The following is a 16268-nucleotide window of genomic DNA, read 5'->3' as shown; positions in this document are numbered from 1 at the left end:
TCAGCGCAGGGCAGCCGCGAGCTGCACGGCGGTCGAGACCGCCCGGTTGTCGTCGGCCTCGGGGGTGAATCCGAGCCGGGCGACCACGAGCTTCTCCGACGGCACCACGATCACCCACTGGCCGTCGTGGCCCTCGGCGAAGTACGCGTCGGCCGGCAGGCCCTGCTCGACGATCGAGCCGTCGGGTCGGGCGTTGGACCACCAGCCGGCTGCGTACCCGTCGGAGTCGGGCTCGACCAACGCGGCGACCGCCGTCGTGGACTCGGTCATCCAGCCGGCGGGGAGGAGCTGCTCGCCGTTCCAGGAGCCGCCCTGCAGGGCGAACTGACCGATCGAGGCCCACTCCCGCGGGGTGGCCCACATGTAGGAGCTGCACACGGGGGTGCCGACGGCGTCGGCCTCCAGGGTGGCTCCGGCCAGCCCGAGCGGCGCGAAGATCTCGCGCCGGGGAGCGTCCGCGAGACCGTGGTCGGCGGTCACGATGTCGCACAGCAGCGTGGTGCTGCCGCTGGAGTACTGCAGGTAGGAGCCCGGGTCGTGCGCCAGCGGCTGCGTGGCGACGTACGCGCCCATGTCGGGCTCGGTGTAGAGCATCTTCGTGATCGGGGTGCCGAGGTCGTAGGTCTCGTCCCACGCCAGCCCGCTGGTCATCTGCATCAGCTGCCGCACCGTGATCGAGCCACGTTCGTCGGTCCACTCCGGCCGGAGGTGGTCGTCGTCGAGACTGACCTCGCCGGCCTGGACCAGGCGGCCGACCATCAGGTTGGTCACGCTCTTGGTCATCGACCAGCCCAGCTGGGGGGTCGTCTGGGTGAAGCCGTCGGCGTACCGCTCCGCGACCAGCTTTCCGTCCTTGAGCACCACGATGCCGCGAGTGCCGAGCTCGTCGCGGTCGGCGGAGTCCAGGTCGTCGCCGAACCCGTGGGCCAGGGCGGCGGTGACGGCAGCGGAGGTCGGCGTCGTCAGCGGCAGGGCGGCGTACGGGTTGGCGTCGGAGGTCACGTTCGTCGCCGTGCCGAGGTCGGTCGGACGCTCGTCGGCCAGGGTGCAGCCGAAGCCGGGGACCTCCCACGCCTTCTGCTTCGCCAGCACTCCGAGCAGGGTCGCCTGGGCGGCGGTGTCGTCGTCGATCAGCTTCGTGCGCAGCACGGGGACCAGGGGGTTGGGCGGCAGGTCGTCGCCCGCGTCGTCGCGCCCAGCGATGGTGTGCAGGGCGCAGGCGTTGTGGGCCGCGTACCCGGTGCCGGTGAGCAGCATCGGTCGCTCGTACCAGTAGCCGCCGATGAGGAGGACGAGGACGACGGCGACGATGCCGAGGACGATCTTGCGAGCACGTGACACAAGACGGTGAGGCTACCCGTCCGGTCAGGTCGCCGGATGGTCCCGCGCCCAGAGCGCGGCACTCGTCCGGTCGGCGACCCCGATCCGGCGGAAGACGTTGCCGACGTGCACCTTCACGGTGCGTTCGGCGATGCCGAGACGGCTGGCGATCTGCTTGTTGGCCAGCCCCTGCGCGACGAGGTCGAGCACCTCGCGCTCACGGGCGCTCAGTTCCGAGCCAGGCTGGTCCGAGTCCACCGCTCGGGCCGGGAGCAGCGCCCCCGCCACGCGCGGGTCGAGCGGAGCATGGCCGGCCGCCGCGGACCGGATCGCCGCGATCAGGGCCTCGGGCTCGCTGTCCTTGAGCAGGTAGCCGACCGCGCCGGCTCGCAACGCGTCGGTCACCCGGGTGCGGTCCGAGAACGAGGTCAGCATGACGACCGCCCCGGCGAACCCGGTCTCGCTGAGTCGCCGGGTGGCCTCGATCCCGTCGAGCACCGGCATGGAGATGTCCATCAGGATCACGGCCGGGCCGAGCTCGTCGGCGAGCGTCACGGCAGCGGCGCCGTCGGCGGCCTCGCCGACGATCTCGAGGTCCTCGGTCGCGGACAGCAGTCCGACCAGTCCCGAGCGGACGACCGGGTGGTCGTCGACGACGAGCACGCGGATCGGGGTGTCCGCCGGCCCGTTCACAGCCGCAACCTCCAGGTGCATCCGGCGCCCGGAGCGGACGAGACGGCCAGCTCGGCGCCGGCGCGGGCCGAGCTCTCGGCCAGCAGGCGAAGGCCGAAGTGGCCCTCCTCGGGGTGGGCGAGGACAGCGGCCGGGTCGAAGCCGGCCCCGTCGTCGGCGACCGTGAGCTCGAAGCCCGCCTCGCCCGGGCCGAGACGGAGCCAGACGTGGCGGGCGCCGGAGTGCTTGCGGACGTTCTGGAAGCACTCGTGCACCGTCCGGAAGACGAGCCGGTCACGCTCGATCCCGAGCGCGGGATCGGTCTCGGGGAGATCCAGATGGACCTCGATCCCGCGGGAGCGCATCGTCGAGGCGAGGTCGCGCAGCACCTCGACCAGCCCTGCGGTCTCCAGCGTCTCCGGATAGATGTCGACCAGCAGGGTGCGCAGACCGCCGATGCTGTCGCGCACCGTGCCGGCGACCTGGCGCAGGTCCTCGGCCAGCGTCGACTCGCCGATCGTCTCGGCGCGGGTGGCAGCACCGCTGAGGGTGAAGGACGCCCCGGCGAGCTCCTGGACCACCCCGTCGTGCAACGTGCCCGCGATCCGCTCGCGCTCCTCGGCCGAGGCGTCGACGGCACGTTGCAGGAGCTCCTCGCGCTGCCGGCTCGCAGCCCGGACCCGGCTGACGAGCTGCCACAGGAGCGGGATCATCAGGGCGACGAAGACGAGCAGGCTGCTGATCGTCACCCCGGCGAAGCCGCGCCAGAGCTGGCCGGCGCGGGTGTCGACCTCGTCGTACGGGCTGTAGGTCTCGAACAGCAGCGGGGTGCCGTCGGGGGTCCACACCGGTCGGTAGGCCTCGAGGAGCTTGCCCTGGCCGCGCTCGTACTGGTTCTCCGGAGCGTCGAGGTCGCTGACCTCGGCGATCGTGCGCGGATCCCGGAAGACCTCGGTCTCCTCGTCGTCGAGGGTGAACCGCTGGCCGATCAGCCGGGACTCGTCGGAGTAGAGAACCGTTCCGTCCGCGGCCCACAGCTTCACCCGGACCAGCGAGGAGGTCTGGAGGTAGTCGGTCAGTGCGTCGTGCAGGCGGGCGAGGGCCGCCGGGTCTCGAGTCGCGATGCCGTCGGTGAGTGCCGGCTGCACGACCGCCTCGGCGAGCAGGTCGACGGTGTTGGCCGCGTCGTTGACCGACTGCCGCTCGGCGAGGCTGCGGGCGGCGATGATGCCGAGGACCGACACCGCCACGAGCACCAGCACGGCACCGACCGCGATCGCCGTCATCAGACGACGCAGGCTCGGGGCCGGGACGTCCTTCCCGGGGCCCGCCGCCGAGACGACCAACCACGGCGCCACCTGCGGGAGCTCCCGGGTGGCGCCGTCGTCCTGACCGGTGCGGTCGGTGTCGCTGGTCGTCATCGAACCCATTGTGGCGTCCGCTGCCTCAGTCGTCGTCGGATCCGTCGTGGCCGCCACCGTGCCCGCTGTTGTCCTCGCGGTCATCGTCGCCGCCGCGTCCACCGTGGCCGCCGTGGTCGTCGCCGGGCTCGGCGGTGCGGTTGTCGCGGTCGTCGCCGGGTTCGGTGCGCTGGTCCCGAGGCGTGCGGCCGCCGTGGTCGTCACCGGCTTCGGAGCCCTGCTTGCCACGCTGGTGGTGGCTGCCGGAGGTCGCGTGCTGGCTGGGGCTCGAGGTCGGCGTCCCCGCAGGGGCGTCGCCGTGGCCCTGGTCCGCGGTCCCGTCATCGTCCGAGGGGGACTCCGAGGGCGAGGCCGACGGCGTGGGTGTGCTGGTCTGCGCCTGCTGCGGCACCCGGACGGGGACGTCGCGGGAGAAGGAGGCGTTGCCGGCCATCCCGATAGCGGCCGGAACCGCGGCCAGCAGCAGGACCGCGGCGGCGAGGAGGTACTTGATCATGGTCTGCTCCCTTCCTGGAGTGGATCCAGGTTCGCTCGCGCTCGGCGTCCCGCGCTATCGGACCATGGTGCTAGTACCCAGGAACGATAGGTGCACTGTAAGTGCATTACGATGCACTTGTGGATCCTGCTACCGCCTCTCTCGCCGGCTCGATCGGCGCCCGCGTCCGGCGCGCGCGCCAGGCTCGGCAGTGGACCCTCGACCAGCTCGCCGAGGCGGCCGAGGTGAGTCGCCGAGCCCTGGTCAACGTCGAGCAGGGCACCGCCAACCCCAGCGTCGGCACGCTGCTGCGGATCAGCGACGCGCTCGGGATCGGCCTGCCGAGCCTGGTGGAGTCGCCGGACCCGACCCCGGTCAAGGTCGCCCGCGCCGGCGAGGGCGCGGTGCTCTGGACGGGGGAGCACGGTGGGCGCGGGGTCCTCGTCGCGGGCACCGAACCGCCGGACGTCGTGGAGCTCTGGGACTGGACGTTGGCGCCCGCTGACGCGCACCGCAGCGAGGCGCACGTCGCGGGCACCCGCGAGCTCCTCCAGGTGCAGGAGGGGCAGGTCGTGATCACCGTCGGCACCGAGGAGTTCCGGCTGGGGGAGGGCGATGCGATCTCCTTCCCGAGCGACCTCGCCCACGGCTACGCCAACGACGGCGGCGAGACCGCCCGCTTCACCCTCACCGTCTTCGAGCCCGGCGTCGGAGGCTGAGATGTTCATCCAACCCTGGGACGCCAGCATCGATCCCGCCGAGTGGAGTGCCTGGCTCGCCACCACCGGACAGTTCGGGATGCTCGCGGTCAACAACCTCGACCCGGCGCAGGCGCCCTTGGTGCTGCCGACCCACTTCACCCTCGCCGGCGAGGACCTGGTGCTGCACCTGGCCCGGCCCAACGCGGTCTGGCCGCACCTCGCGGCGGCCGCCGAGGTCCGACTCGCGCTGATGGGTGACTACGCCTACGTCCCGAGCTACTGGCGGGCCGCTCCCGGCGGACCCGAGGAGGACGGCGTGCCGACGTCCTACTACGCCTCGGTCCAGTTCGTGTGTCGTCCGCGGATCGTCGACGAGCCGGGCGAGAAGGCGGAGATCCTCACCGCTCAGCTGGCCGACCTGCAGCCCGAGGGACGTCACGCCGACGTGGTCGAGGGCGAGGCGCCGTACGGCCGGATGCTGCCCGGCATCCGTGGCATCCGGCTCACCATCCTGCGGGTCGAGTCCAAGTTCAAGTACGACGACCACAAGCCGGTCGAGCACCGCGAACGCGTCATCGAGAAGCTGCGCGAGCGTGATCGCGGCATCGACGCCGGCGCCGCGGCCCAGCAGCAGCGGCGCCTCGACGCGATCGGGGACTGGCAGTCCTTCCGGGGGCAGCCGTGAACCGGGTGCCGCCCTGGATGCTCGCGGTCACCGCGATGTTCTCCGTCCAGCTCGGGTCCGCGCTCTCGGTGGACCTGATCGCCGCCGTCGGCGCGGCCGGGGCCGCGTGGCTGCGGCTCAGTCTCGGTGCCCTGATCCTGATCGCGATCGCCCGCCCGCAGGTGCGCTCGATCCGGCGCGCCGACGTCCCGACCCTGGTGGCCCTGGGCGTGACCACGGGGCTGATGTCGGTGTGCTTCCTCGCCGCGCTCGAGCGCATCCCGCTCGGCACCGCGGTGGCGATCGAGTTCCTCGGACCCCTGACCGTCGCCGCGGTGCTCAGCCACCGCGCCCGCGCGTTGGTCTGGCCGGTGCTCGCCTTCCTCGGAGTCGTCCTCGTGACCCGGCCCTGGACCGGCTCGATCTCGCCCGCGGGTCTCGCCTTCGCGGCGCTGGCCGCGCTCGGCTGGGGGACCTACATCGTGCTCACCCAGCGCGTGGGTGACCGGTTCGACGGGATCGAGGGGCTGGCCTTCACCATCCCGATCGCCGCGGTCACGGCCGCGTTCGTCGGAGTGCCGCAGGCGTCCGGGAACCTCGACCTGGGCGTGCTCGCCGCGGCGGCCGGCTTGGCCGTCCTCCTGCCCGTGCTGCCCTTCGCCCTGGAGATGCTGGCGCTGCGCGGGATGACCCACTCCGCCTTCGGCACGTTGATGGCGGTCGAGCCGGCGATCGGGGTCGTGCTCGGCTACCTCGTCCTCGACCAGACGATGACACCGCTGCAGATGCTCGGGATCGGGCTCGTCATCCTCGCGGGCGCCGCCGCGCAGCGCGGCGGGCGCCGCGTGCCGGTGGCCGGTCAGCCGGTGGCGGGTCAGCCGGAGGCGGCCGCTCGCCGCGCGATCTCGCCGAGCTGATCCGAGACCCCTCCTTCCGACCCCTGAACGAACGCTCACTGGGGCGAACTACGCTGTGCTCCTGAACGACGAGGGACCGCGCGACCGCAGCGGCCGGACCGCTGAGGAGACGCACGTGACCGTTCTGGACCTGAAGCTGCAGGACACCTTCGACGAGGTGCTGCGTCGCAACCCGGGGGAGAGCGAGTTCCACCAGGCCGTCACCGAGGTCTTCGAGACCCTCGGTCCGGTCCTCGTCAAGCACCCGGAGTACGCCGACGCCGAGGTCCTCTCGCGTCTGTGCGAGCCGGAGCGGCAGATCATCTTCCGGGTCCCGTGGGTCGACGACCGCGGCCGGATCCAGGTCAACCGAGGCTTCCGGGTCGAGTTCAACTCGGCGCTGGGCCCGTACAAGGGCGGCCTGCGGTTCCACCCGTCGGTCTACCTGGGCATCGTGAAGTTCCTGGGCTTCGAGCAGATCTTCAAGAACGCCCTGACGGGGATGCCCATCGGTGGCGGCAAGGGCGGCTCGGACTTCGACCCGAAGGGCCGCTCCGACGCGGAGGTGATGCGCTTCTGCCAGTCCTTCATGACCGAGCTGCACCGCCACATCGGTGAGTACACCGACGTTCCCGCCGGAGACATCGGTGTCGGTGGTCGGGAGATCGGCTACATGTTCGGGCAGTACAAGCGGATCACCAACCGCTACGAGTCGGGTGTCCTCACCGGCAAGGGCCTCGGCTGGGGCGGATCCCTGGCCCGGACCGAGGCGACCGGCTACGGCACGGTCTTCTTCGTCGACGAGATCCTGCGCAGCCGTGGGGAGAAGCTCGACGGCAAGAAGGCTGTCGTCTCCGGCTCCGGCAACGTCGCGATCTACGCGATCGAGAAGCTGCAGCAGCTCGGCGCCACCGTGGTCGCCTGCTCGGACTCGAGCGGGTACGTCGTCGACCCGGCGGGGATCGACCTCGAGCTGGTCAAGGACATCAAGGAGAACCGTCGCTCTCGGATCTCGGTGTACGCCGACGAGCGCGCGGGTGCGTCCTTCCACGACCGGGGCTCGGTCTGGCAGGTCGCCTGCGACATCGCGCTCCCGTGCGCGACCCAGAACGAGCTCGACGGTGCCGACGCGGCGAGCCTGATCAGCAACGGCTGCCAGGTCGTCGCCGAGGGCGCGAACATGCCCTGCACCCCGGAAGCGGTCAAGGCCTTTGCCGAGGCGGGGGTCTCGTTCGCGCCCGGCAAGGCGGCCAACGCCGGTGGAGTCGCGACCAGTGCCCTGGAGATGCAGCAGAACGCCTCGCGTGACTCCTGGACGTTCAGTCACACCGAGGAGCGGCTGGAGGAGATCATGCGCAACATCCACCACCGCTGCCTGACGACCGCCGACGAGTACGGCCAGCCGGGCAACTACGTGGTCGGGGCCAACATCGCCGGGTTCACCCAGGTCGCCGACGCGATGCTCGCCCTCGGGGTCATCTGACCCGAAGGTCAGAAGTCGTAGCCCTCCAGCGACGAGCTCGGTCGCAGGTCGGGCAGGCGCAGCATCCGCAGCGAGTTGGCCAGGCCGAGCAGCGCCGCCAGGAACGGGATGAACAGCGCGACCTGCAGGGAGAGGTTGCGGGCGTCCTGGTTGATCGACACCACCTCGGCCTCGACCTCGGGCGGCTGGTTCACGATCAGCTCGGCGAGCTGGCGGTCGCTCATCACCTCGGCGTCGTCCTCCAGCGCGGTCGCGATCCGGTCCTGCTGGGACTCGGGGATCACGCTGCTGTTCGACGCCATCGCGGTGAAGCTGACCGACAGCGCGGCCAGCAGCAGACCGCCGGCCATCGCCAGGCCGAAGGAGAGGCCGAACGAGCCGGCCGCGGAGTTCACCCCGGCCGCTTCGCTGACCCGCTCCTCGGCCACCGGCGCCAGGGTGTAGTTGTTCAGCTGGGACACCAGCAGTCCGAGGCCCGCGCCGGTGAGGGCCAGGGGCAGTGCCAACGCCCAGCCGCTGTCGGCACGTGGCACGAACGGGATGATCACGCCGATCCCGACGGCGGACAGGGCGAAGCCGGCCCGGATGATCGCGGCGGGTCGACGGTCGCCCGCCTTCCGGCCCGCGATCAGGGCGGCGGCGAACATGGTGAGCGACAGCGGCGCCATCGAGAGCCCGGCCTGCATGGCGTCGTACTCCAGGGTCATCTGGAAGAACAGCGGCAGCGCGATCATCAGGCCACCGAGGGTGATCTGCTGCAGCATCTGGCCCGAGATGCCGGCGGTGAAGTTCGGCTGCGAGAACAGGTCGGGATCGAGCAGGGCGACCCGCCCCGCACGCTTGCGTCGGACCAGCCAGCGGGCCAGCAGCACCAGCGCGACGGCGCCGACGACCATCAGCGCGACGACGTACTCCCCGCCCTCCTGCCAGACCAGGATGCCGAGCACCACGCCGCCCATGCCGATCACCGAGAGCACCGCGCCCATCACGTCGACCTGGCGCGAGCCGGTGTAGGGGACGTCCTTGATCAGCGAGATCTGGCTGAGCACCACCGCGATGATCACGACCTCGAGGGCGAAGCCGACCCGCCACGAGAGGTAGGTGGTGACGAACCCGCCGATCAGCGGACCGACGGCCGCGGCGATCGCGGCCGAGGCGCCGACCAGCGCATAGGCCTGCTTCTGCGCGGCGCCGGCGAAGTTGCCGTGGATCAGCGACTGCATCGCCGGGAGGAGCAGGGAAGCGCCGAGCCCGCCGATGATCGCCCAGAAGATCACGATCGCGGTCAGGTTCTGGGCCAGCGTCATCGCCAGCGCCCCGATCGCGTAGGCGGCCAGGCCGAGCACGTAGGCGCGCTTGCGGCCGATCAGGTCGCCGACCTTGCTGTTGATCAGGATGAACGCGGCCGAGACCAGCGCTTCGAGGGCGATCGCGGACTGCACCCCGCTCGCGGTGGTGTCGAGGTCCTCGATCACCGCTGAGATGGAGACGTTCATCAGCGAGGTGTCGACCACGAGGACGAACATCGCCATCGCCAGCAGCACCATCAACCGCTTGCTGTTCCCCTGGTCGTCGGCCACAGGCCGAACCTAGCGACTGGCCGCCCGGCCCGCCACCAATGAACTATCTACGATATATGCTTGGGCCATGGCTAAGCCGTTGTGGGTCGTCGCAGGAGTCGTGCTCATCCTGATGGGTTCGGTGTGGGCGCTGCAGGGATGGGGCGTCATCGAGGGGAGCGCGATGAGCGGCACCACCACCTGGTCCGTGATCGGTACGGTCGTGGTCGTCCTCGGTGCCCTGGTCACCTGGGCCGGCGTCCGCGGTCGGAAGACCCCGTGAAGGCGGCGCGCTTCCACGAGTACGGCGGCCCCGTCGTCGTCGAGGAGGCTCCCGTCCCGCAGCCCGGCCCCGGCCAGGTGCTGGTCCGGGTCGCGGCGACCTCGCACAACCCGGTCGACGTCGGGATCCGGGCGGGCGCGCTCCGGGCGGCGTTCGACCTGGCCCTGCCGCACACGCCGGGCGCCGACGTCGCCGGCGTCGTCGAGCAAGTCGGCGCTGACGTCGACGGTGTCAGCGTCGGGGACGCGGTGGTCGGCTTCATCCCGCTGAACCTCCCCGGTGCCGCCGCCGAGCAGGCCGTCGTCCCGGCCGCGATCCTCGCCCCGGCTCCGACCACCCTCGACCTGGCCGACGCCGCGGCTCTCCCGCTGGTCGCGCTGACCGCGCAGCAGGCGCTCTTCGAGCACGGCCGCCTCGAGGCGGGCCAGCGGGTGCTGGTCAACGGTGGCGGCAGCGCCGTCGGCGCGTACGCCGTCCAGCTCGCGCTCCTCGCCGGGGCGGACGTGATCGCGACGGCCGGGCCGGCCAGCGCGGAGCGCGTCGCCTCCTACGGAGCGGTGCGGATCATCGACCACACCGCGACCAGCCTGCGCGCCGGTCTCGAGGGCGAGGTCGACCTGGTGGTCAGCTTCGCGCCGACCTCGTTCGACGAGCTGGCCGCGCTGGTCACGCCCGGTGGACGCGTGGTCTCGGCCGCGGCCGAGGTCCAGGAGACCACCGACGCGGGTGTCGCCGGGTTCCGGATGCGGGTGCGTTCCGACGCCGCCCAGCTCGCCGAGCTCGTCGGCAAGGTCGACGCCGGCCAGCTGCGCGTGTGGGTCGGCGAGCGACGCTCCCTCGACGAGATCGCCGAGGTCCAGGCCGGCGACCGCACCGGCAAGACGGTCCTGCTGACCCGCTGAGGCAGCCGACCGTCGCCGCATGAGCGACCGGTCGACCGGGTACGGCTCTCCCGACACTGGAGGAGGGCCCGATGCCTGGTCTGGATGTGCGGGACGTGGAGCCCGATGCGCTGCACGATCTCACGAGACCCACGTGGCGGTACGTCGCCCGACGGACGCTCCGTGAGTTCGTCAGCGATCAGTGTCCGGACCTGGCCGCGGCCCTGACGTACTACGCCGTGCTCGCCCTGTTCCCCGCAGCGATCGCGCTGCTGTCCCTGGTCGGGCTGGCGGGGCAGAGCGACGAGACCGTCTCGACCCTGCTGCAGATCCTGCGCGACGTCGGCGCCTCCAGTGCGGCCGAGACGCTCGAGCCGACCCTGACCCAGCTCAGCCGGAGCCAGAACGCGGGGCTGGGTCTCGTCCTCGGGCTGGCGATCGGGATCTGGTCCGCCTCGGGCTACGTCGGGGCGTTCGGTCGAGGGCTCAACCGGATCTACGGCGTCGACGAGGAGCGGCCGTTCTGGAAGCTCCGTCCGTTGATGCTGCTGGTCACGCTGGTCACCGTCGTGCTGGCGGCCGTCGTGGCGCTGGCCCTGGTGCTGACCGGGCCGGCCGCCCGGGCGGTCGGGGATGCGATCGGGCTCGGCTCGACCGCCGTCACCGTTTGGGGCATCGCGAAGTGGCCGGTGCTGCTGGGCGTGGTGATCGTCATCGTGGCGCTGCTCTACTACGCCACCCCGAACATCAAGCAGCCGTCGTTCCGGTGGGTCTCGGTCGGCGCCCTGGTGGCGATCCTGATCTGGGTCCTCGCCTCGGCAGCGTTCGGGTTCTACATCGCGAACTTCTCCAGCTACGACCGGACCTACGGCACGTTGGCCGGAGCCGTCGTGTTCCTGCTGTGGCTGTGGATCACCAACCTGGCCCTGCTGTTCGGTGCCGAGCTCGACGCCGAGCTGGAACGCGGCCGGGAGCTGCAGGCCGGGCTGGACGCCGAGGAGGACATCCTGCTGCCGCAGCGGCAGGCCCCGAAATCTGACGAGGGAGGACGAGATGAGTGAGGACCAGCTGCAACCCGAGGACACGTTGGACGACCGCGGCGTCGACGACGTGCTGGACGAGGGCTACTCCCCGCCCGAGCGTGAGCCGAGGTACGGCCGGGAAGGTGAGTCGCTCGACGAGCGCCTGGCCGAGGAGGAGCCCGACCCCGATCCGTACGCCGACGGGCTCGGTGACGTCGGCAGTCCGGATCTGCGCAGCGGTCGCCTCGTGGCGCCCGACCAGGGGACGGCCGAGGACGAGGAGAAGGACGAGGTCGCGACCGATGTCGGGATCGACGGTGCCGGAGCCAGCGCCGAGGAGGCGGCCATGCACGTGTTCGATCCGGAGGAGGATCCCCGCGTGGAGGAGTGACCGCGGAGCCCGGACATCGCTACGGTGCGGAGTAGGCGGAGCCGCCGCCGCAAGGGGGAGCGATGGACAACCTCAAGCTCGTGGCCGAACTCCTGGTCGTCCTGGCGTGCATCGTCATGGGCACCCGCTCGAGCGGTGTGGCGCTCGGTCTGTGGGGCGGGACCGGTGTCGCGATCCTGGTCATCGTCTTCGGCGAGGACGTCGGCAGCCCCCCGGTCGACGCCCTGCTCATCATCCTGTCGGTGGTGCTCGCCTCCTCGATGATGCAGCTCGCCGGCGGCATCGACTGGCTGGTCACCGTGGCCGCGCGGATCATCCAGTCCAGGCCACGGCAGATCACCCTGATCGCACCGCTGGTGTCGTTCCTGTTCTCCGTGGGAGCGGGCACCTCGAACATCCTCTACCCGCTGCTGCCCGTGATCAGCGATCTCTCCTACCGCAACAACATCCGACCCTCCCGGCCGTTGTCGCTCTCCGTGGTCGCCACGGGTGTCGCCCTGGCCTGCAGCCCGGTCTCGGCGGCGATGGCGGCGATGGTCACGCTGACCGACGTCGAGCCGTACAACTTCGAGATGATCCAGATCATCGCGATCACGCTGCCGGCGGCGATCATCGGGATCATCCTCACCTCCTTCGTCTCCGCCCGGCTGGGCAAGGACATCGAGGACGACCCGGAGATCCAGCAGCGGATCGCGGCCGGTGAGATCCCTGCTCCGGGTGCCTCCGGCTCCGTGGAGCTCGGCGTCACCGCCACCGCGGCGGGCAAGCGCGCGGCCCTGATCTTCCTCACCGGCGTGGTGGCGATCGTCGTCTTCGGCCTCTTCAAGGGCCTGCGGCCCGAGACCTCGGACGGCGACCCGCTGTCGATGACCCCGATGATCGAGATGATCATGTTCGTCGTCGGCACCCTGATCCTGCTGGTCTGTCGGCCCGCGGTCGCCAAGATCCCGGAGCAGACCGTCTTCCGGGCCGGCATGGTCTCCGCGATCGCGCTCTTCGGCCTGGCCTGGCTGACCGACACCTTCATCTCGGCGAACTCCGAGGTCATCACCGACACGATCGGCGACATCGTGCAGAACCAGCCGTGGGTCTTCGCCCTCGGAGTCTTCGTCGTCTGCGTGCTGACCACGAGCCAGTCGACGGCGACCCGGACGATCGTGCCGATCGGTCTGGCCGCCGGGATCGCGCCCGCCGTGCTCAGCGGGATGTGGGCGGGAGCCTTCGCCGGCATCTACCTGCTGCCCACCAACGGCTCCCAGATCGCTGCCGCCAACTTCGACGAGTCGGGCAGCACGAAGCTGGGCACGAAGCTGATCGACCACAGCTTCGCGATCCCGGTGGTCGTGCTGGCGGTCACCACCGTCGCCGCCGGTGCCGCTCTCGGCGTGGTGCTCGGGTGATGGAACCTCGTCTCCTTCCCGCCGGGCACGTCTTCGCCCCCGAGGACCTGATCTTCTACGCCGACCGTTCGACCCGAACGATCGACGAGGCGCTGGCCGCCGCCGACGTGGTCGTCTCGTGTCCGCACTCGGGCGCGGCGATCCCCGGAGAGCTGCAGCCCTATCTGGCCCCGGAGTTCACCCGCCGGCTGCAGTACGACTTCACCGACGTCGCCACCTCGGCGATCGTGCGGCGGTGGGCCGAGATCGACCCCACCGTCGTCTACGTCGAGAACCCGCACCCCCGGATGGTCCGGGATCCCAACCGTGCCCGGCCCGACGACCTCGCGGCCTCGCTCACCGAGGCGCTCGAGCGGGTCCGGCGTGCTGGACCGTTCGAACGGGTGGACCTGACCGGGGTCGATGCCATCCGGCCGGTGACCTTCTCCTTCTTCCCGCTGCTCCGGGTGCCGGACTCGGCCGCCGGGGTGCAGGAGCTGGTCGCCGCGTTCGTCGATGCCGGCAGCCGAGGCGTCGACGTCTACCAGGCGACCCGGGTGACCCTGATCGAGCGTCGGGCGGAGATGGCGCTCCACGGCCGCGCCGAGCGCCGGTTCACCACCCTCTCCTTCCACGACACGATGAACTGCACGACCCAGCGTGACGGCGCCGTCCGAGTCCCGCGGGATCCGAAGGACCGGCTCCCGGCGGTGGTGGCGCTCTCCAACCGCGGCGACGCCGAGGGGAACCCGCGCGATGCCGACCCCGTGGTCACCATGGACCCTGCCCGGATCCGGCTCCTCGCCGACGCGCACCGCGCCGGGTTCGCCGTGGCGGACCCGGGCGACGTCGCGCTCAACCAGCCCTACCTCGGCAGCGAGGAGATCATCACCGCCGGCCGCTACTTCGACACCCTGCGTCAGGAGGCCGACCTGGTCGGCGCGACGCTCGACGCGGTCCAGGCGGAGTTCCTCCGCGAGCTCCTCCTCGGCGCCGCCAACGCCGCCTACATCGCGCAACCCGGTGGCGACTGGCCCGAGCCGGATCCGGTTCACGTCGACCTGATCGCGCGGTCGTGCCGTGACTCCTGGGCGCGGTACCGCGAGCTGCGCTGACCGGCACCCCTCAGTCGAGGCAGAACTCGTTGCCCTCGACGTCGCGCATCACGAGGCAGGACTCGTTGATCCCGTCGGCGCGGTGCAGCTCCACCTTGGTCGCGCCGAAGCCGAGGAGGCGGTCGCACTCGGCCTCCAGGGCCGCGACCCGGTCGTCCCCGGTCAGTCCCGTGCCGACCCGGATGTCGAGGTGGACCCGGTTCTTGACCACCTTGCCCTCGGGCACGCGCTGGAAGAAGAGTCGTGGACCGACGCCGCCCGGATCGACGCAGGCGAAGGCGGAGTCCTGCGCCTCCGGCGGCAGTGATGCGCTGAAGGCCGCCCAGTCGGCGAAGCCGGGAGGCGGTGGCGGGACGACGTACCCGAGCGCCTCGCACCAGAACCGCGCTACCCGCTCGGGCTCCGCGCAGTCGAACGTGACCTGGAACTGTCTCACCGAGGACATGCGTCCAGCCTAGGCCACGTTGAGCAACAAATCATTGCGCATTCCAGGAGGTCGACGTACGGTGGAAGCGCAACAAAGTGTTGCTTGATTCTCAGGAGGAACCATGCCCGACATCCTGCACCGGGTCGGAGCGACAGCTCCGCTCAGCACGGTCTACGACGCGTTGGCCACGCCCGAGGGGGTGGCGTCCTGGTGGTCGCTCGACACCTCCGGGGGACGAGATCCCGGCGACCTGATCACCGTCGTCTTCGACGATCCCGGCACCGGAGAGCGGATCGGCTCGTTCGACCTCGTGCTCGACGAGCTCGTCCCCGACCAGCGGGTCGCCTGGCGGGTCCAGGGTGGACCGCCGGAGTGGATCGGCACCCTGATCGACTTCGACCTCACCCGCGAGGGTGACTTCACCATCATCGGCTTCGCCCACACCGGGTGGTCCGAGCCCGGCACGTTCATGGCGCACTGCAGCACGAAGTGGGCCACGTTCCTGCTCAGCCTCAAGGCGCTGGTCGAGACTGGGCACGGCGCACCGGCGCCGCACGACCTCCAGATCAGCAACTGGCACTGAGGAGCACCCGTGACCGAGTCGACCCAGCGCGACGAGTACGCCGCCATCGAGCGCGAGCTCTACATCGACGCCAGCCCCGACATCGTCTTCGAGGTGGTCAGCACGCCGGCCCACATCCTCGCCTGGTGGCCGGACTCCGGCGAGATCGATCCCGAGCCCGGAGCGCCGGGCTGGATCGGCTTCGGCGACATCACCGACGGTGGCCAGCAGGTCCAGATCACGGTCGCCGACGCCGTACCACCGCGGCACTTCTCGTTCCGCTGGACCCACGACCAGGACGTGGTCGCGGGCCCCGACAACTCCAACCTGGTCACCTTCGACCTCGAGCCCCGGGGCACCGGCACACTGCTGCGGTTCCGGGAGATCGGGTTCCGGGAGCGCGGCTTCTCCGAGGCGCAGGCAGCGGCCACGCACGCCGACCACTCGAGCGGGTGGGACTACTACCTGCCCCGGCTGGTCGCTCTGGCTGAGAGGCTGTCCGGGTGAGCACCACGATCGGCGGCAGCATCGACGAGGACCTCTGGGCGGCGATCGGCGATCCCACCCGGCGCCAGGTCCTCGACCTCCTCGTCCTCGACGGTACGGCGACCTCGACCGCCCTCGCCGATCGCCTGCCGGTCACCCGGCAGGCGATCGCGCGGCACCTCCAGGTGCTCGACGACGCCGGGCTGGTGCACGCCGAGGTCGAGGGTCGCGAGCGCCGCTACCGGGTCGACGAGGCCCAGCTGCGCCGGGCCGTCGAGCAGCTGCGCTCGGTCAGCGGCGCCTGGGACAAGCGACTCGGTCGGATCCGGGCCGTCGCCGAGGAGCTCCAGCGCCGACGGACCGACGGCTAGGTCACTGCCCCGGAGCGTGCGTCGCCGGACCCTCGGGAGTGGCGCCACCCTCGGAGGCCCAGTCGGCCCCCTCACGGTCCGACTCGGCCGGATCGCTCTCGGTGTCGGGATCCGTGCCGGACTTGGGTGCGGTCGCGTCGGCGGGGTCGTTCGTGGTCAT

General features: G+C 71.1%; 20 protein-coding genes. 13 read left to right on the top strand and 7 right to left on the bottom strand.

Annotation, left to right across the window (positions count from 1 at the left end; all coding sequences use genetic code 11):
- From ACZ5J1_RS11275 to ACZ5J1_RS11260, 4 genes are read right to left on the bottom strand one after another with little or no spacing between them, the layout of a single operon-like run.
- A complete protein-coding gene (locus tag ACZ5J1_RS11275) occupies nucleotides 1-1341 on the bottom strand; it encodes a serine hydrolase domain-containing protein (protein ID WP_464558776.1) in 1341 nt (446 codons plus the stop codon).
- Nucleotides 1342-1365: 24 nt separating this feature from the next.
- Nucleotides 1366-2013, bottom strand: a complete 648-nt coding sequence (locus ACZ5J1_RS11270) for a response regulator (RefSeq protein ID WP_464558774.1) — start codon at nucleotides 2011-2013, stop codon at nucleotides 1366-1368.
- On the bottom strand, nucleotides 2010-3413 hold the full coding sequence (locus ACZ5J1_RS11265) for a sensor histidine kinase (protein ID WP_464558772.1): 1404 nt from the start codon (nucleotides 3411-3413) through the stop codon (nucleotides 2010-2012). Before ACZ5J1_RS11265 ends, ACZ5J1_RS11270 begins: the two co-directional genes overlap by 4 nt.
- A 25-nt stretch (nucleotides 3414-3438) precedes the next feature.
- Complete coding sequence (locus ACZ5J1_RS11260; protein ID WP_464558770.1) at nucleotides 3439-3909, bottom strand: hypothetical protein; 471 nt, start codon at nucleotides 3907-3909, stop codon at nucleotides 3439-3441.
- A gap of 119 nt (nucleotides 3910-4028) precedes the next feature.
- Between ACZ5J1_RS11260 and ACZ5J1_RS11255 the strand changes: the two genes are divergently transcribed.
- The 4 genes from ACZ5J1_RS11255 to gdhA all read left to right on the top strand — a co-directional run bounded on the left by ACZ5J1_RS11255 (nucleotide 4029) and on the right by gdhA (nucleotide 7632).
- Entirely contained in the window at nucleotides 4029-4607 is a 579-nt protein-coding gene (locus tag ACZ5J1_RS11255; protein WP_464558768.1) for a cupin domain-containing protein, read from the top strand.
- Nucleotide 4608: 1 nt separating this feature from the next.
- Complete coding sequence (locus tag ACZ5J1_RS11250) at nucleotides 4609-5274, top strand: FMN-binding negative transcriptional regulator (RefSeq protein ID WP_464558766.1); 666 nt, start codon at nucleotides 4609-4611, stop codon at nucleotides 5272-5274.
- Nucleotides 5271-6170: an EamA family transporter gene (locus ACZ5J1_RS11245; protein ID WP_464558764.1), complete on the top strand. Its 900-nt coding sequence runs from the start codon at nucleotides 5271-5273 to the stop codon at nucleotides 6168-6170. The genes ACZ5J1_RS11250 and ACZ5J1_RS11245 overlap by 4 nt, the downstream gene beginning before the upstream one ends.
- Before the next feature lie 124 nt (nucleotides 6171-6294).
- A complete protein-coding gene (gdhA, locus tag ACZ5J1_RS11240; RefSeq protein WP_464564780.1) occupies nucleotides 6295-7632 on the top strand; it encodes an NADP-specific glutamate dehydrogenase in 1338 nt (445 codons plus the stop codon).
- Nucleotides 7633-7640: 8 nt separating this feature from the next.
- Here the strand turns inward: gdhA and ACZ5J1_RS11235 are convergent, their stop codons facing one another.
- On the bottom strand, nucleotides 7641-9212 hold the full coding sequence (locus ACZ5J1_RS11235; protein ID WP_464558762.1) for an MFS transporter: 1572 nt from the start codon (nucleotides 9210-9212) through the stop codon (nucleotides 7641-7643).
- 67 nt (nucleotides 9213-9279) lie between these two features.
- Between ACZ5J1_RS11235 and ACZ5J1_RS11230 the strand changes: the two genes are divergently transcribed.
- The 6 genes from ACZ5J1_RS11230 to ACZ5J1_RS11205 all read left to right on the top strand — a co-directional run bounded on the left by ACZ5J1_RS11230 (nucleotide 9280) and on the right by ACZ5J1_RS11205 (nucleotide 14262).
- The gene (locus tag ACZ5J1_RS11230) at nucleotides 9280-9474 is read left to right on the top strand and encodes a hypothetical protein (RefSeq protein ID WP_464558760.1); all 195 of its coding nucleotides are present in this window, start codon (nucleotides 9280-9282) and stop codon (nucleotides 9472-9474) included.
- Nucleotides 9471-10376, top strand: coding sequence for an NADP-dependent oxidoreductase (locus ACZ5J1_RS11225; RefSeq protein ID WP_464558758.1), 906 nt, complete (start codon nucleotides 9471-9473; stop codon nucleotides 10374-10376). Before ACZ5J1_RS11230 ends, ACZ5J1_RS11225 begins: the two co-directional genes overlap by 4 nt.
- A gap of 71 nt (nucleotides 10377-10447) precedes the next feature.
- Nucleotides 10448-11416 (top strand): YihY/virulence factor BrkB family protein, encoded by a 969-nt coding sequence (locus ACZ5J1_RS11220; protein WP_464558756.1) that lies wholly within the window; start codon nucleotides 10448-10450, stop codon nucleotides 11414-11416.
- Nucleotides 11409-11768, top strand: coding sequence for a DUF5709 domain-containing protein (locus tag ACZ5J1_RS11215; protein ID WP_464558754.1), 360 nt, complete (start codon nucleotides 11409-11411; stop codon nucleotides 11766-11768). The genes ACZ5J1_RS11220 and ACZ5J1_RS11215 overlap by 8 nt, the downstream gene beginning before the upstream one ends.
- A 62-nt stretch (nucleotides 11769-11830) precedes the next feature.
- On the top strand, nucleotides 11831-13168 hold the full coding sequence (locus tag ACZ5J1_RS11210; RefSeq protein WP_464558752.1) for an anaerobic C4-dicarboxylate transporter: 1338 nt from the start codon (nucleotides 11831-11833) through the stop codon (nucleotides 13166-13168).
- The gene (locus tag ACZ5J1_RS11205) at nucleotides 13168-14262 is read left to right on the top strand and encodes an N-formylglutamate amidohydrolase (protein WP_464558750.1); all 1095 of its coding nucleotides are present in this window, start codon (nucleotides 13168-13170) and stop codon (nucleotides 14260-14262) included. Before ACZ5J1_RS11210 ends, ACZ5J1_RS11205 begins: the two co-directional genes overlap by 1 nt.
- 10 nt (nucleotides 14263-14272) lie before the next feature.
- Here ACZ5J1_RS11205 and ACZ5J1_RS11200 read toward each other — a convergent pair whose 3' ends face one another.
- A complete protein-coding gene (locus ACZ5J1_RS11200) occupies nucleotides 14273-14707 on the bottom strand; it encodes a VOC family protein (RefSeq protein WP_464558748.1) in 435 nt (144 codons plus the stop codon).
- A gap of 103 nt (nucleotides 14708-14810) precedes the next feature.
- Here ACZ5J1_RS11200 and ACZ5J1_RS11195 point away from each other — a divergent pair, with 103 nt between their 5' ends.
- From ACZ5J1_RS11195 to ACZ5J1_RS11185, 3 genes are read left to right on the top strand one after another with little or no spacing between them, the layout of a single operon-like run.
- The gene (locus ACZ5J1_RS11195) at nucleotides 14811-15272 is read left to right on the top strand and encodes an SRPBCC family protein (RefSeq protein ID WP_464558746.1); all 462 of its coding nucleotides are present in this window, start codon (nucleotides 14811-14813) and stop codon (nucleotides 15270-15272) included.
- Between the two features lie 9 nt (nucleotides 15273-15281).
- Entirely contained in the window at nucleotides 15282-15758 is a 477-nt protein-coding gene (locus ACZ5J1_RS11190; RefSeq protein WP_464558744.1) for an SRPBCC domain-containing protein, read from the top strand.
- Nucleotides 15755-16108, top strand: a complete 354-nt coding sequence (locus ACZ5J1_RS11185; protein ID WP_464558742.1) for an ArsR/SmtB family transcription factor — start codon at nucleotides 15755-15757, stop codon at nucleotides 16106-16108. The genes ACZ5J1_RS11190 and ACZ5J1_RS11185 overlap by 4 nt, the downstream gene beginning before the upstream one ends.
- Before the next feature lies 1 nt (nucleotide 16109).
- On the opposite strand, the gene ACZ5J1_RS11180 is transcribed toward ACZ5J1_RS11185, so the two are convergent.
- Complete coding sequence (locus tag ACZ5J1_RS11180; protein ID WP_464558740.1) at nucleotides 16110-16268, bottom strand: hypothetical protein; 159 nt, start codon at nucleotides 16266-16268, stop codon at nucleotides 16110-16112.

This window comes from Nocardioides sp. JCM 18999, assembly GCF_055391175.1.
This window is presented reverse-complemented; position numbering and strand designations above follow the sequence as displayed.

Coding starts and splice junctions, on each gene's coding strand:
- ACZ5J1_RS11265 (WP_464558772.1), bottom strand. CDS start 3,413: ATGACGACCAGCGACACCGACCGCACCGGTCAGGACGACGGCGCCACC.
- ACZ5J1_RS11260 (WP_464558770.1), bottom strand. CDS start 3,909: ATGATCAAGTACCTCCTCGCCGCCGCGGTCCTGCTGCTGGCCGCGGTT.
- ACZ5J1_RS11250 (WP_464558766.1), top strand. CDS start 4,609: ATGTTCATCCAACCCTGGGACGCCAGCATCGATCCCGCCGAGTGGAGT.
- ACZ5J1_RS11230 (WP_464558760.1), top strand. CDS start 9,280: ATGGCTAAGCCGTTGTGGGTCGTCGCAGGAGTCGTGCTCATCCTGATG.
- ACZ5J1_RS11220 (WP_464558756.1), top strand. CDS start 10,448: ATGCCTGGTCTGGATGTGCGGGACGTGGAGCCCGATGCGCTGCACGAT.
- ACZ5J1_RS11215 (WP_464558754.1), top strand. CDS start 11,409: ATGAGTGAGGACCAGCTGCAACCCGAGGACACGTTGGACGACCGCGGC.
- ACZ5J1_RS11210 (WP_464558752.1), top strand. CDS start 11,831: ATGGACAACCTCAAGCTCGTGGCCGAACTCCTGGTCGTCCTGGCGTGC.
- ACZ5J1_RS11205 (WP_464558750.1), top strand. CDS start 13,168: ATGGAACCTCGTCTCCTTCCCGCCGGGCACGTCTTCGCCCCCGAGGAC.
- ACZ5J1_RS11200 (WP_464558748.1), bottom strand. CDS start 14,707: ATGTCCTCGGTGAGACAGTTCCAGGTCACGTTCGACTGCGCGGAGCCC.
- ACZ5J1_RS11195 (WP_464558746.1), top strand. CDS start 14,811: ATGCCCGACATCCTGCACCGGGTCGGAGCGACAGCTCCGCTCAGCACG.
- ACZ5J1_RS11180 (WP_464558740.1), bottom strand. CDS start 16,268: ATGACCACGAACGACCCCGCCGACGCGACCGCACCCAAGTCCGGCACG.